The following is a 14,570-nucleotide window of genomic DNA, read 5'->3' as shown; positions in this document are numbered from 1 at the left end:
TTTTTATGACTCCAAAGACTTCTTTCTTTTCAATAATGCTTGAAATGTCTCTTCAAGCTCCTGAGAAGGCTCTATACTTAAGCGACTGAGCACTTCAGACAGCTGCATATCAATCAACAGAAGCTCCTCTTCTCTCTTTGTAACAGGTGGTTTTTCTTCCTTTTGTCTATACTCTTCATATGTGCCATCAAACCCTTCAATGCGTTCTTCGTGAACATGCAGAATACGAGTGGCAACCTCCTCAATGAATCTGCGGTCGTGGGAGACAAACACAACTGTACCTGGGTAATCCTTCAATAGACCTTCAAGCGCTTCTACTGCCGCAAGATCTAAAAAGTTCGTCGGTTCATCCAGCATGAGGACATTGGCATCACTGACGAGTAATAATGCAAGCATGGTCTTCACTCTTTCTCCCCCGCTTAACACGCTAGCAAGCTTATACACATCATCTCCCCGAAACCCAAGCCTCGCTAATACCGTTCGAACCACTGTCTCATCTTGAACAGCCTCTCTAAGCACAATTTGTAAAATCGATTCATCTACCTTCAGTCCTGAAAGATCCTGACTAAAATAGCCTAATTTGACAGATTCTGAATGAGAAACACCGGAATGTCCATTCACTAGCATTCGAAGAAATGTCGTTTTGCCGCTCCCGTTCTTTCCGATGATGGCGACTTTGTCTCCGCCTCTCACTTCCACATTCGCCTGCTTCCAAAGAACTTTATCACCCGCCTTGCCATCTACATTTTTCACACGCAGGATGGTTCGGCTTGCTATTTCTTTCATCGTATGCTGAGTCATTTGAATGGGCTGGACGTCTTTTACTTTCTCAACCTTTTCTAATTTCTCCATTCTTGTTTCAATGGATTTGGCTGTTTTTTGAAGCTTTTTTTGCTTATTTGCATAGTAGGGCTTTGCAATTTTGGGCCCTGAGGATTTCAGCTTCTGTGATGGCTTTGTGGCTTTGTCCGCTTTTTTCATTTTCTTTTGCAGCGCATGCTCTAACTGCTTTTTCTTTTGTGTATAAGCTTCATAGGCTTCCATCTGCTGACGATGCGCCAGCTCTTTTTGCTGTGCAAAATGCGTGTAGCTGCCCTTGTATTGCTTGAGCACCCCATCATCCAGCTCCCAAATCTCTGTACATAGCGCATCTAAAAAAGCACGATCATGTGAAACGACAATGAGGGCACCTTGATCATCACGCAGCTTCTCTTCCAGCCACTCAATGTGCTCTGTATCTAAATGAGTCGTCGGTTCATCTGCTAATAAAAGGGCAGACGGACGGCTTAAGGCTCTTTCAATATAAGTCTGGGTCATCTCTCCACCACTCTGTCTGCCATCAGCTGTTTTCAGCTGTGGAAGCAAAGTACAGGTCGTTGTAGCAGCAAACGTTCCACTGTCTGGTTTTTCTTGACCTGCCAGCACATGCAATAAAGTCGTTTTCCCACTGCCATTTGCCCCCACTAGACCAATGCGATCGCCTTGATGGATGGCAAGCTCCTCAATATCAAATAACAACCGATCCTTTCGAAATACCTTTAACTGATTGGCTCTGAGTAACATCCAATCCTCTCCTTTCGTATCAGGAGACATGAAAAAGCCTCCCATTCTCAGAATAGGAGGCAAAATGGTGTACAAAAATAAGCGTATTGATACAGAATGACGTGCTGTTCATCGAATGAACACACACATCCCCGTATCAATCCCCTCATTCTTTGATTCCCAAGCTGTACCATCCTATTCCGAAGCTAAAAAATGAAAACGCAGCAAACATAGCAACACATGTCGTTTGCTCACTGCCTTCGTTCTTTCATTTTGCTTACAGGTCATAGGATTAGTACTTCATTGCATTGGGTCACCCTTCCGTCGTTTGTTACGTATACGATAAAAGATTGGTTATTTTTTGTCAAGCTGAAAAGGCATGAGTGAGTCCAGCAGCTTGAGCGTAAATGGATGGGTCGCTTCAAACAGCTGGTCATTTGTACATTCTTCCACAAGTAACCCTTCATGTAAAAAAAGGAGCCTGTCACATAGATACACCGCTGCCTCTACATCATGCGTTATCATCAGGATGGTCATATCTAATTCTTGTTTTAGTGTCTCAAGCAGCTCCAATATTTGTACCTGAACAGAGACATCAAGTGAGCTAAGGACTTCATCTAATATGAGAATTGCTGGATTCGTGGATATGGCTCTTGCTATGCAAACCCGCTGGAGCTGCCCCCCACTTAGCTGATGAGCATAATGATTCAGCAAAGACGAGGGAAGCCTGACTTGCTCAAGCAATGACAATACTTTCTGATCCATATTCTTTTCATGCTTTAACAATCGCATGGGTTCAGCAATGATTTCTTTCACCGTAAAGGATGGATGGACAGAAGATATATAATCCTGAAAGACAACGCTCATTTCCCCCCGATTCTTCTTCCTCCATATGTGAGCTGGCCTCCCATCAATCAATACCTCTCCACCATCTAACTTTTCTAAACCGAGCAGGATACGTGCTAATGTACTTTTGCCACTTCCGCTCTCACCGACTAACCCGATACATTGTCCTTTTTCGATTTGAAACGATACGTTTGATATTCGTGCTTTTGATTCCTTTTGATGAGAGAAAAAACCTTTCGCCTCTCCATGTTTACGTAATTGATTGGCTGTGATCAACATGGGAACGCCCTCACTCTCTTCTGCTGTCTAAGTGCTTCAAGGGGGGCAGATAAGCGAAGTCTCGTCTCTAGTAAATGCTTTGTTTGGGGATGCTCGGGTGATGTGAATATCTTCTCAGCTGCGCGATGCTCAAGCATCACTCCTTGATGCATCACCATCAACTCGTCAGCGATCGCCTGAACGACGCCTAAATCATGCGAAATGATGATCAAGGCAGCACCTGTTTCTTCTTTCAGCCTCTGTAATTGCATGATGACCTCACGCCGATTGTATGCATCAAGCGACGCAGTTGGCTCATCCGCAATGATCACGTCAGGAGAAAGCATCATCGTGATCGCAATCATGACACGCTGCAGCATGCCGCCAGACAGCTCATGAGGATATTTTTTCATCAATTGATGTGGATTTCTTAAATGGACAAGCTCCAGTCCAGTGATGGCTTGGGCTTTTCCTTCTTTCCCGCGTAAGCCCAAATGCCGCTGAAACGTTTCCATCATTTGATGACCAATGGTTTCGATGGGATTGAACGCATTCATGGCATCCTGTGAGATGAAGCCAATTCGTTTTCCTCGCCACTGCTCTACCGCCTGACTTGTCAATTTCTCACCGTCAAACATGATCGCTCCTCCCACTTCCAGCGAAGGAGGGATCAAGCCAATTAACGCTTTTGCGACGGTTGATTTTCCGCTTCCACTTTCTCCAATAACGGCTAAACAGCGTTGTTGTTGTAATGAAAACGTGATATTCGCCACCAAATTCTTTTGCTGTACTGGATCATGTACGGACAGATTTTTTACGTCGATGAAAGGCAAATGGTTTCCCCCCTTTTTTGTTGATATGATGCATAGCAGGGTTCGTGGCCTGCTGCAGACTATCTCCTAAAAAGTTCAGCGCCATGACCACGAATAAGATGGCAAGTCCAGGCGCGAGCATATGAGCTGGGTGTGTCACCATGACATTCTTCGCCTCGTTTAGCATCATGCCCCATTCCGGTGTAGGTGCACTCACACCTAACCCAAGAAAAGACAGAGCGGATATATTTAAAATCACCCACCCCGCATCAAGTGTAGCAAAGACAGCGATTTCTCCTGAGATGCGAGGGAATAGATGTCTCCTCAGTATGTAAAAGGGGGAACCACCAGACACTTTTGCAAACTGAACAGATGGCTCATTCGCATATTGCAGGACAGACGAACGAATCATTCTTGTATACCAGGCCCATTTCGCAAGGACATTGGCCAGAATAATATTGAAAAGTCCAGGTCCCAATATTCCCACAATGGCAAGGATCATCACCTCTGCTGGAAAGGACAGCATGACATCACACAGCCTCATCAAAACTCCATCAACCTTTCCTCGAAAAAAGCCGGCCATGAGTCCCAGTATGCTGCCAATGAGCATCGTGATACACATCGTCAGCATGGCCGCAAGCATCGTTGTGCGAATGCCATATAAAAGCCGCGACAATACACATCTCCCCAGCTGATCCGTTCCGAGCGGATAAGTAAGACTGACGCCGGCATATTTTTGAAGAATGTTCGTATCTGTCGGGTCATGTGGTGCTAACACTGGTGCAAACAGTCCAGCTAATGCGACAAGTGCTAATAGCCAGATAGAAAGAATGGCCATACGGTCTTTTCTTAATTGATTCCACCCTATCATCTTTCTCAGCCCTCCTTTCTTAACTGCGGGTTCATGATCATTTGCATAACATCAGCGATGAGGTTGCACACAACAAACAGGAACCCCATCACAAACAAATAGGCTTGAATAATCGGGAAATCGGCGTGGAAAATAGCCGTCACACACAACCGTCCAACCCCTGGCCAAGCAAAAAGATTTTCAATAATGACGGTTCCAGCAATGAGCTTTGGAATAGACATGCCAAGTGCTGTCACCGCTAGTTGAAGCGCATGTCTCATGACTTTCAATTGAATAGTACGTTCCTTTAAACCACGGGCTCTTGCATAAAAAACAAATGGCTCGTGCTGAAACTTTAGGATTTGATTTCGAATCAGTCTCACATAGGTCGATAAGTAGCCAAGTGATAGTGTGATAGCTGGTAGAAGAATAGATTTGAAACCTTCCATTCCACTCGTATTGACCCAGTTGAATTTGACAGAAAAAAGCCAAATAAACAAAATTCCCAACCAAAAACTAGGCATTGAAGCTGTGATAAACACAAAGGCTCTCAGTATTCGGTCCACCCAGGTATGAGCCGCATACGCACATACCATTCCGAATAATAAACTCAACACAATGATGAAAAAGAGCGCTGCTCCTGCAAGCTTCAATGTGGCAGGCAGCGCCTCCATAATGAGATCAAAAACCGGCTCCTGTGTGACATAGCTGTTGCCAAAATCACCTGTTAATCCATCTTTAAGCCATGTGGCATAGCGTATGAAAAATGGTTGATCTAAGCCTAGCTCTTGTCGCATCGATTCAATCATTTCTTCTGTTGGGGTCACTTGATTCACACGCAAAGCGACCTCAGCTGGATCACTTGCCCGCATCGTAAGTAACACAAACGCAAAGAAGGTGATGAAGACAATGAGTGGGAAAAGCAGCAATATTCGTTTTAAGATATAGTGTGTCATGTCTCCGCCTCCGGTTTAAGACGAAAAATACAATCGGTCAAAGGGAATCTCATACTGTGATACATGAAAACCTACACCTTTAAGGCGCTTATTATAAACGGCCTTTGTCACAGAGTAAGAGATTGGGATGTAGACATTTTCATCATGAATATACGTCAAAATTTCTCGGTACATTTGTTTTCTCTTTTGCTCATCTGGTTCCACCAATACCTTCGTAATTGTCTCATCTAGCCACTTTTTCTTTTTCAAGCCTAATTGGGCTTGATAATCAGCATGAGATGCAACACGGAATGAAGAGACGTAAGTTTGTGGATCATAAGGAAGTCCCCACGATAGAGAGTACATCAGATCAAACTTTCCTGTTTTTTGACGATCTAAAAACGCCTGTTTTTCTTCTCCTCTAATATCCAGCTTGATCCCAACCTGCTTGAAGTCATGTTGAATCGATTCACTAATCGTTCTTTCGCCTGCATTATCCGAATTATAATAAATGGTCACACGCTTAGTGGTTTGTCTTTTTGATAGCGATAGCCGTCTTCTTTTAGCTTCCAGCCTGCCTCATCCAGTAATGCCTCTGCTTTCTTTTTTTGATAGGTTTTCTTTTTAAGCGGGATATCTGCATAAGGGACTGACGAGGCAAGCAGCGTGTGTGCTACTTGTTCCGTTCCATTTAAAATCCCTTCTGTAATCATTTCTTTTTGAATGGCGTATTGAAATGCTTCTCTTACTTTTGGATCTTTTGTGACGGGTTGATTGGAGTTGATCACAATAGATCTTGAACCAACAGGAGGACTCACGGTCACACCGTATTGGCCCGCTTCCTTTAACGCCTGAAATGAGTCTCCGTCGATCATGTCACCATCTGCTCCAAATAAGAGATCAATCTCTCCTTTTTGGAGCGCAAGTAAAATCGTTTGATGATCCGGCATGACCTTCCACTTCACTGTTGAAATCTTGGACTTTTCCCCCCAATAGTGATCATTTACTTCAAACACGGCGTATTGATTTTTTTATGTTCCTTTAACACATAAGGACCTGTCCCTGCATACTCTTTGACTCCTTTTGCTGTGGTCCCATCAACGAAGCTTTTTGGAGAAATAAAACGGAAGGGGCGAGTTAAGCCTAGCTCTTCTAACGTTGGGTAATAAGGTTCTTTCAACGTGAGAACAAATGTATGTTCATCTACAGCCTTTGTGGATTTGATTTCTGATACGAGATTGAGCCAAGCGTTCTTTTCAATATTTTTGACAACTGCATCAATATTCATTTTCACTGCCTTCGCATTAAACGGCTCACCATCTGAAAAAGTCACGTCTTTTCGAAGGTGAAAGGTGTAGGTCTTTCCATCTTTTGAAATGTCCCAGCTTTTAGCTAGGGCTGGTTGAACTCCTTTGTCTGTATTGACGACAAGCGATTCAAATACCATATTTTGAGCGGCCATCTCTCCGCCATATAGATGGGGATTAATGTCCCTTATATCTTTTGTACTTGCATACACTAGCTCATCTTCTTCTCGGTCATGTAAGCTGGAAGATGCCTTATTTTCAGAGCATGATGCCAATAAAAAACAAGCCATGACTGAAAACAGCATCAAGGTATATGTCACATAGGGATGCTTTTTCTCATATTTCTTCTTTATGTAAACAGCTTGATCATTCATATGTACTTCCCCCAATTTGATATTATCGTAATCATTTCGATTTTTAATCGAAATGATTACGAATTGAATATTAGCATACAGAAATGGGAAATACAATGTCTTTTTTCATCAAAAAAACAGACTCATGATCGAGTCTGTCAGATTGTTGACAAAGGGCTAAAATGATCTTTATTTTAGCCCTTTGTCTTCTTTTCAGCTTGATAGAAAACCTTTGCAGTCTAGGAAGGACGAGTACTGAAGCGGAGCGAATTTGAGATTCGTGAGCACCGGCACGACACCGAATGCGAGGGTTTGTCTACACGCTGAGACTCATGATTGGGCCTGTTTCGCCTGCTTAAATTGATCGATCACACGTAATGCTTTTTCTGTTCCACCTGCTGTTTGGAAGCTTTCTTCAATTTTTTCAATCCCGGCACGGTACGTGTCACTTTCCAGAACAGTCTCCACGGCATCTCTTAGCTGCTTTGTCGTCAGCTGGTCTTTATCAAGCGTCCGAGCAGCGGATAATTCCGTCAGCCTTTGTGCCACCATCGGCTGATCTTTGTCGACCGGAATGACCACCATCGGAACGTGATAATGAATGCCTTCATTGACACTGTTCATTCCGCCGTGTGTCACAAACACATCTGTTAGTTCGAGCACTTCAAGCTGCGGTACATAAGGCTCGATCAGAAAATGAGTCGGCGCCTCTTTTAAGAGAGACCTATCAATTTTTTCTCCTGTTGCGATGACCACTTTTCCATCAAAGTCTGCAAAAGCATCAATACACAGATTAAAAAATGCTTCTGTATCCCCAAGAACTGTACCCATCGAAATAAAGACGACTTTTTCTTGCTCAAGTACTTCCAGCGGGAATGGGTGCTGATCTGCTCGTTTTAGAAAGCTCGGCCCAATGAAGACAAACGAATCGTTTAATGCATCGACAGACGGCTGAAAATATTCGCTTGTATACACCATATTCAGTTCTCCGCGGTTTTTCATGAATTGCATCAAACGCTTCGGCTGTACCCCAAAACGTTCATTTATTTCTTCTAACAGATGAGCGGCCTTCTCATCCTTTCTATATAGAGGTGTATCAAAATGCGCCTCTTGCAGCACAAAAGAAGGGTTCGAACCGATCCCTGGAATCTGTAAGTAATCTCGAACAAGCTCGCCTGCCCCAAACATATCGAAATAGACCAAATCAAATGAATGCTGCTTAGAAAGTGTTTCCACCACCTCTAAAATATCTAATGACGTTTGCAGCATTGCATGAAAGAATGGCTGCATGGAATCTAAATCGTCTTCTTCCACACTTAATGTGCGAATATAGTCTGGATGTATATGTACGTGAGCGCCTAAGCGTTTGATTCGTTCCTGATAATGTTCAGTTGTGACCGCATGAACTTCATCACCTCGATCCGTTAATGCTTTTATGATCCCTAACATGGGGTTCACATGTCCTTCAGCTGGGAACGTAATCAATAAAATCTTCGCCACAAGAAATCCCTCCTCATTGTCAATTCCCTTCCATGTTAATCATATACAGCCAGCAACCTCAACAAATACGCCTAAAAAGGGAAGAAATGAGTCTTATGGCCAGTATTTTAAGAAGATACAAGAAAAAAAGACAAAGCCTCCTGTTAAGAGCTTTGTCTTTTTGAACTTATGATTTGAGCAGCATTTTTTTAAATGCATTAGACTGTTTTTCACAACGTATTTTTTATGTCTTTAATTACTGTTGTAACAACATTTTAAAATTATCTCGTGCAAAATTTGTGCAAAGAATATTTCTATGTCCACTTTAAATCAGTATTATCAACATTAAATATTTAAAAAACCTTTTTAAAATCTCACTTCTCGTTTTGAGAAATATACTTATCAATTTCACGTATATTGAATCCACCTAAATCTATTTATATCAACGTTTTTAGAATTTATTTTGATAAAAATGTATATTAGAATGATATTACTTGAACCAACACGATAGATGTTAGCGGAATACATTTTGTTAATATATTCCACTTTCATGTTTACAATAAAAGTCTTTTCATATTGGGTGCTTATTAAAAATAGCACCCGTTAATTTAAGTACATTCCTTCACATTCCACGATATATTATTTAATATTCTGATGTAGAGAGAAATCAACTTATATTATAGTAACCATTTTTTCAATCTTGACAAATTTTCTTCTAAAAACAAAGCATTTTTTTCAATTCCTCGGCGTTTAGACCATCCAATACTATTGAATGCATCTGTAAATCGATAAAAAGGTAACACATTCTCCAGGTCAATTAATGGCCTGATACTGTTATAGCCTTCTTGGTATGCATTATACAAGCTAACATCATAACTTAAAAAATCACGATACAGTTTGGTAAAATCGACTTCTGTTGAACCAAATCTTACGCTTTCAAAATCTATTATTCCTGAAACTTTATCATTATCAACAATTATATTTGCTGGACGAAAATCCATATGTACAAAGCTTGGTCCATCTGGAGACGGAAGTTTTTGTTTCATCTTTTCAAATTTTTCAATGGCTTTTTTATATAATTGTTCATCCAAAATATCCCTTACATCTTCAGCAAAACTATAAAATTTCTGTTCAACAAAATGAGACCAGTTCGGAAATTCATTTTTTATACAAGTTAACATTTGCTCAGAAAGAGGACGAATAGAATGCATTTCAGCCTGAAGGACCCCAACTTGGAACGCTATTGTTGGTGTAGCATTAGATGTTAACGGTTTCCCTTTTAATTCAGATAATAAAAAAGCACCTGGACAATCCTCATCACCTGTCCAATAATCCATCATTTCAGGAATAGAGACACTTCCTTTTAAAATTTCATAGGCTTCTAATTCTCGCTGATACTTCAATTTTGTAAAAGGAATTTTCAAAAAAACTTTATCACCATTAGACAAAATACATTTATAAACTGTTGAACTATGAGAATCTTCAACCTCATTAATTGATAGTACCTTCAATCCAAATTGTTGAATGACACGATTTAACATCAAACTTCCCCCCTATTTATAACCAATCTCCATTTTATTGTTAAAAAGCCACATCTTTTTAAACAAAATCTATATTACAACATTTCTACAACTAAACTCTCCGTTAATAACTTCTACAAAAAAGCGATAAGCCTTCCTGGACTATTGCACCCGTAAACTTAATAAGAATTTGCCCAATTTCTTGCCTTTTCCACTAACTCATTAACAAATTTCTGTTTTTCAGTTTGATACTTATAATGATTTTCAGGAAACTGTTTTGCTAATTTTATTTTTAAATCTCAATATCTTTTAGCATCATCTGGGTGTTTAATTAAATATTTTTTAAAATCCAGCGGAGTTATTGAAGAAATTAGATATGAAGAAAACAACATTTCACGAACATGGGACTACAAGACAGGAAAAGGTTTTTAGTCCACAAAAAATGACCCTTCTAACAGAGTCATTAAAATGTATATTGAAACAATGAAATTGTTTAAAGATTTTTTCAAAGAAATAACACCAAACCCTTATGAGCTTATTTTATTAGTCCTACAAACCCTAAAAAAGTATTAACATTTGAACGACTTAAAAATTGAACCTGGAACAATTCATGGTTTTAGACACACCCATGCAGTATACTTCATTACAAGAAAATATCTATTTATTATGTTTCAGAAAAGCTAGGACATGCTAGCATTGACACAACCCTTAGATATTATTCTCATGTGGTGAAGGAGCTTAGAGAAGAAGATACTAAAAACACTTTGGATTTGTTTCAAAAAATGTTATCACTCGAAAGAGCCACAAGTGAAAAATTTGTGCAAAATGAAATAATATCGTTTTCTAACGTTTACTCACGTAATTCCATAAAAAACAAAGAAAACCCTTTATTTCAAAGGGTTTTCAGCTTTTTCACAAATGATAAATCGAATCCTATTGGATACTATAGACGCGCTCGGAGGGATTCGAACCCCCGGCAGACGTGGTACCGGAAACCACCGCTCTATCCAACTGAGCTACGAGCGCACGATATGTTTTTTGAACGTCAGCATATCAAATTATAAGGGAAATGCTGCAAGAAAGCAATGATTAATCATCAGACCTGCCCATGTATTTTCTTCTTTCAAATACATATATTCATATGATGGTTTGAAGTGGAAGGGTTTTGGGGAAAATGGATAGAGGTATTTGATTTTAGGTCAGCATTTTGTTTGACCTTTATTGACCAAAAATGTATCATTGAATTACATACTTACCTAAAAGGTGAAGGAGGAACATTATGAATTTAATACCTACAGTCATTGAACAAACAAATCGTGGGGAAAGAGCTTACGACATTTATTCTCGTCTTTTAAAAGACCGTATTATCATGCTTGGTTCTGCGATCGATGACAATGTTGCCAACTCCATCGTGTCACAGCTTCTTTTCTTGGAAGCCGAAGATCCAGAGAAAGATATCTCTATCTACATTAACAGCCCTGGCGGTTCTATCACAGCTGGTATGGCCATTTACGATACGATGCAATTTATTAAACCAAAGGTATCAACTATTTGTATTGGTATGGCTGCATCAATGGGTGCGTTCCTGCTTGCTGCTGGTGAAAAAGGTAAGCGTTATGCCCTTCCAAACAGTGAAGTGATGATTCATCAACCATTAGGCGGAGCCCAAGGTCAAGCGACAGAAATTGAAATTGCGGCTAAACGAATCCTTTCTTTACGCGATAAACTGAACCAAGTACTTGCTGAACGTACTGGTCAGCCAATTGAAGTGATTGAGCGCGATACAGATCGTGACAACTTCAAAACAGCGGAAGAAGCTCTTCAATACGGACTCATTGACAAAGTCTTGACCCGTAATTCAGAAGAACAAAAATAATGACAAAACAAACCGTCTGCTCCTTCGAACAGACGGTTTTTTGTTGTTCACATGCTTTAAGACAGCTCCGTCCATTTCTGCTGAAGAGATGGTGTTTGATAAGAAGCCATCTGTGAAATCAATTCTTCCGGCTCACTGGAGGCATGTAACAATTGAAGGTGTGATTCATTTGAAAAACCTTCCTGTACACTGAACTTCACCATGTCAATGAGCGGCTTGAAATAGTCATTCACTTGATACAATCCAATTGGCTTTTGGTGAATCCCGATTTGTGCCCAGCATAACACCTCAAATAATTCTTCATATGTACCAAAGCCGCCTGGCATGGCAATAAATCCATCGGCCAGCTCGCTCATTTTCGCTTTTCGTTCATGCATCCCTTTTACTTCTATTAATTCTGTTAGCTCTTGATGCACAACCTCTCCTCTAAAAAGCCCTTTTGGCATGACCCCAATGACTTGCCCGCCATTTTTCAATACCTCATCTGCAATGGCTCCCATTAGTCCAATTCGTGAACCGCCGTATACAAGACAAATGCCCTTCTCTGCCATATAAGCACCCAGCTCGACAGCCTTTTGTTTGTAGATGTCATTCACACCTGGATTCGAACCAGCAAACACACAAATCGTTTTCATCAAAACAGCTCCATCTCTCTCTATGATTTCTTCACCCACTCATTCTACTATAATTAATTGTAAAGAAACAGCCGCATCGTCTATATATAGTGTAAAATGAAAAAACGAACACCATATAAGGAGCTGTATAAAGAAAATGCAAACAACTGAGATAGAGAAGTGGATTAAAGAGTTTTACGAAATGAGAAATTGGACAAAATACGGGCCGTTTATTCGGTTAGGCTTCCTTATGGAAGAAACGGGAGAACTCGCTCGTGCCGTTAGAGCCGTAGAAATTGGGCGTGATCGGCCTGATGAAAAAATACAAGAGACACTAGAGTTAAAGAAAGACCTTATCGAAGAAATGGGTGATGTATTAGCGAATCTACTCGTTTTAGCTGATCTTTATGATGTGACATTAGAAGAGGTTTTCGCCTCTCATCAACAGAAACTCACAAAACGTTTTTCTACTGAAATAGAACAGGCAAAAAGCACGTAACCAAACTGTCACGTGCTTTTTTTACACCCTTATAGCTGCTGTGGTGAAATATCATCCGTTCGTTCAAAGAAATGCTGCTTTCCAATTTGATGAAAAAGACCCGTACGATGCAAAAGCTCTTTTGGCTGTGATTGTAGTCCGACAATCATCAGTTTTCCATTATGATGCTTTAAACGATTGGAGATGTTCATCAGGACCGCTTCTGCTGAGGTGTCCATATAGTTGACTTTATTCATGAGCAGGATGAGCGTTTTCGGCTTTGTCTGAACATGATCCAAAATCGAATTTTCCAATGAATCTGTTGTACCGAAGAACAGTGGTCCTTCAATTGAATACATACTGATATCTTTCTGGTCTGTCTGTTTTTCTAAAGTGGCTGCCGTTTCTATTTGAGGAACAGCGACATTTGTATGAATGTTGGTCGTCTGGCTCATTTTTTTGATAAAGGCGATAAACGCTAAAATGAGACCTGCGGTGACGCCAATAATCAAATCACCGATGACCGTTAAGAGGAAGGTCACGACAAGTACAAGTGAATCCGCATTTCTCACTTTCACAATATTGATAAACTCTTTTTTCTCACTCATATTCCAAGCAACAAACATTAAAATTGGTGCCATGGCAGCAAGTGGAATCATGGATGCATATGGTGCAAAGAGCATTAAGATGAGCAATACAACGACGCCATGCACAACACCTGAAATCGGACTTGCTCCGCCATTTTTGATGTTCGTTGCTGTACGGGCAATGGCTCCAGTCGCTGGAATCCCTCCGAAAAGCGGTGCCGCCATATTGGCGATTCCTTGCCCGACAAGCTCCTTGTTGCTGTCATGCTTAGAGCCTTTCATATTATCAGCAACCATTGCTGACAAGATTGACTCCACACCGCCTAAAAGCGCAATGACAATGGCTGGAGGCAGCAGATAAATCATTTTTTCGATCGTTAATTCAGGAAAAGCGAAGCTTGGCAGCTGGCGAGGGATTTCACCATATGCAGAGCCAATTGTTTCAACTTGTCCTTGGAAAAAGAGAACGGCTACAAATGTTGAAGCCAATAAACCTAATAGAGCACCAGGTATTTTGGGAATGTATTTTTGTGCCACCAAAATCACGATGAGCCCGATGACGGCTGTGATGATGGCGAGACTATTTGTGGTGCCGAGATGGACCACGATTTCTCTCATATTGAGGAAAAAGCTTTCATGCTTTTCAACACCCTTTAATCCGAGGAAGTTGGCAATCTGCCCTGAAAAAATAATGACAGCAATACCAGCAGTAAAACCGATGATAACCGGACGAGGAATAAATTTCATGAGCTTCCCTAGTTTGAATATTCCGAACAATACAAGCAAACAGCCTGCCATAAAACCGGCAATGAGTAAGTTTTCAATACCGTACTGGCTGACAATCCCGAATAAAATCGGAACAAACGCCCCGGTCGGCCCGCCGATCTGATACTTTGAACCACCAAACAATGAAATCAAAATGCCGGCAACGATGACTGTGTATAATCCATATTCTGGTCCGACACCAGATGCAATGGCAAATGCCATGCCTAAAGGAATTGCCACAACGCCCACGACAAGCCCAGCGATTAAATCGCGTCTAAATTTTGATGAATCATAACCTTCAAATCTTCCATAAAAACGCATGGTATGTGTTGGCCTCCTTCAAGTATG

General features: G+C 40.9%; 12 protein-coding genes, 1 tRNA gene and 1 pseudogene. 2 read left to right on the top strand and 12 right to left on the bottom strand.

Going from position 1 to position 14,570, the window contains the following annotated elements; all coding sequences use genetic code 11:
- Positions 1–3: 3 nt before the first annotated feature.
- The 10 genes and pseudogenes from abc-f to R0K30_RS08175 form a co-directional block, all read right to left on the bottom strand.
- Complete coding sequence (gene abc-f / locus R0K30_RS08220) at positions 4–1,563, bottom strand: ribosomal protection-like ABC-F family protein (protein WP_410610110.1); 1,560 nt, start codon at positions 1,561–1,563, stop codon at positions 4–6.
- 333 nt (positions 1,564–1,896) lie between these two features.
- Positions 1,897–2,667, bottom strand: a complete 771-nt coding sequence (locus tag R0K30_RS08215; protein WP_410610019.1) for an ABC transporter ATP-binding protein — start codon at positions 2,665–2,667, stop codon at positions 1,897–1,899.
- The gene (locus tag R0K30_RS08210; RefSeq protein WP_367307968.1) at positions 2,661–3,479 is read right to left on the bottom strand and encodes an ABC transporter ATP-binding protein; all 819 of its coding nucleotides are present in this window, start codon (positions 3,477–3,479) and stop codon (positions 2,661–2,663) included. Before R0K30_RS08210 ends, R0K30_RS08215 begins: the two co-directional genes overlap by 7 nt.
- Positions 3,442–4,329: a nickel/cobalt ABC transporter permease gene (gene opp1C / locus R0K30_RS08205; protein ID WP_230030711.1), complete on the bottom strand. Its 888-nt coding sequence runs from the start codon at positions 4,327–4,329 to the stop codon at positions 3,442–3,444. The genes R0K30_RS08210 and opp1C overlap by 38 nt, the downstream gene beginning before the upstream one ends.
- 5 nt (positions 4,330–4,334) lie before the next feature.
- The gene (gene opp1B / locus R0K30_RS08200) at positions 4,335–5,264 is read right to left on the bottom strand and encodes a nickel/cobalt ABC transporter permease (protein ID WP_099727966.1); all 930 of its coding nucleotides are present in this window, start codon (positions 5,262–5,264) and stop codon (positions 4,335–4,337) included.
- Positions 5,265–5,279: 15 nt separating this feature from the next.
- Positions 5,280–5,762 (bottom strand): ABC transporter substrate-binding protein, encoded by a 483-nt coding sequence (locus tag R0K30_RS08195; RefSeq protein ID WP_410610016.1) that lies wholly within the window; start codon positions 5,760–5,762, stop codon positions 5,280–5,282.
- A pseudogene (nikA, locus tag R0K30_RS08190) lies at positions 5,759–6,690 on the bottom strand (nickel ABC transporter substrate-binding protein). Before nikA ends, R0K30_RS08195 begins: the two are co-directional and overlap by 4 nt.
- 543 nt (positions 6,691–7,233) lie before the next feature.
- The gene (locus tag R0K30_RS08185) at positions 7,234–8,403 is read right to left on the bottom strand and encodes a macrolide family glycosyltransferase (RefSeq protein ID WP_410610013.1); all 1,170 of its coding nucleotides are present in this window, start codon (positions 8,401–8,403) and stop codon (positions 7,234–7,236) included.
- Between the two features lie 656 nt (positions 8,404–9,059).
- On the bottom strand, positions 9,060–9,923 hold the full coding sequence (locus tag R0K30_RS08180; protein WP_410610011.1) for an aminoglycoside phosphotransferase family protein: 864 nt from the start codon (positions 9,921–9,923) through the stop codon (positions 9,060–9,062).
- A gap of 929 nt (positions 9,924–10,852) precedes the next feature.
- A tRNA-Arg gene (locus R0K30_RS08175) sits at positions 10,853–10,928 on the bottom strand.
- 253 nt (positions 10,929–11,181) lie between these two features.
- Here R0K30_RS08175 and clpP point away from each other — a divergent pair.
- Positions 11,182–11,778, top strand: coding sequence for an ATP-dependent Clp endopeptidase proteolytic subunit ClpP (clpP, locus tag R0K30_RS08170; RefSeq protein WP_024719872.1), 597 nt, complete (start codon positions 11,182–11,184; stop codon positions 11,776–11,778).
- 56 nt (positions 11,779–11,834) lie between these two features.
- On the opposite strand, the gene R0K30_RS08165 is transcribed toward clpP, so the two are convergent.
- The gene (locus R0K30_RS08165; protein WP_099727970.1) at positions 11,835–12,413 is read right to left on the bottom strand and encodes an LOG family protein; all 579 of its coding nucleotides are present in this window, start codon (positions 12,411–12,413) and stop codon (positions 11,835–11,837) included.
- 136 nt (positions 12,414–12,549) lie between these two features.
- Here R0K30_RS08165 and R0K30_RS08160 point away from each other — a divergent pair, with 136 nt between their 5' ends.
- A complete protein-coding gene (locus tag R0K30_RS08160; protein ID WP_034316625.1) occupies positions 12,550–12,891 on the top strand; it encodes a MazG nucleotide pyrophosphohydrolase domain-containing protein in 342 nt (113 codons plus the stop codon).
- Between the two features lie 29 nt (positions 12,892–12,920).
- Here the strand turns inward: R0K30_RS08160 and R0K30_RS08155 are convergent, their stop codons facing one another.
- Positions 12,921–14,543, bottom strand: a complete 1,623-nt coding sequence (locus tag R0K30_RS08155) for a SulP family inorganic anion transporter (protein WP_099727971.1) — start codon at positions 14,541–14,543, stop codon at positions 12,921–12,923.
- Positions 14,544–14,570: the final 27 nt, after the last annotated feature.

It is taken from the genome of Bacillus sp. SIMBA_154, from assembly GCF_046536015.1.
In the GTDB taxonomy this organism is placed as follows: Bacteria; Bacillota; Bacilli; order Bacillales; family Bacillaceae; genus Bacillus; species Bacillus pumilus_P.
This window is presented reverse-complemented; position numbering and strand designations above follow the sequence as displayed.

What these genes read in the sequence shown, in the direction of transcription:
- opp1C (WP_230030711.1), bottom strand. Translation starts at nt 4,329, where the DNA reads ATGATAGGGTGGAATCAATTAAGAAAAGACCGTATGGCCATTCTTTCT.
- R0K30_RS08215 (WP_410610019.1), bottom strand. Translation starts at nt 2,667, where the DNA reads ATGTTGATCACAGCCAATCAATTACGTAAACATGGAGAGGCGAAAGGT.
- abc-f (WP_410610110.1), bottom strand. Translation starts at nt 1,563, where the DNA reads ATGTTACTCAGAGCCAATCAGTTAAAGGTATTTCGAAAGGATCGGTTG.
- R0K30_RS08160 (WP_034316625.1), top strand. Translation starts at nt 12,550, where the DNA reads ATGCAAACAACTGAGATAGAGAAGTGGATTAAAGAGTTTTACGAAATG.
- clpP (WP_024719872.1), top strand. Translation starts at nt 11,182, where the DNA reads ATGAATTTAATACCTACAGTCATTGAACAAACAAATCGTGGGGAAAGA.
- R0K30_RS08165 (WP_099727970.1), bottom strand. Translation starts at nt 12,413, where the DNA reads ATGAAAACGATTTGTGTGTTTGCTGGTTCGAATCCAGGTGTGAATGAC.
- R0K30_RS08180 (WP_410610011.1), bottom strand. Translation starts at nt 9,923, where the DNA reads ATGTTAAATCGTGTCATTCAACAATTTGGATTGAAGGTACTATCAATT.
- R0K30_RS08155 (WP_099727971.1), bottom strand. Translation starts at nt 14,543, where the DNA reads ATGCGTTTTTATGGAAGATTTGAAGGTTATGATTCATCAAAATTTAGA.
- opp1B (WP_099727966.1), bottom strand. Translation starts at nt 5,264, where the DNA reads ATGACACACTATATCTTAAAACGAATATTGCTGCTTTTCCCACTCATT.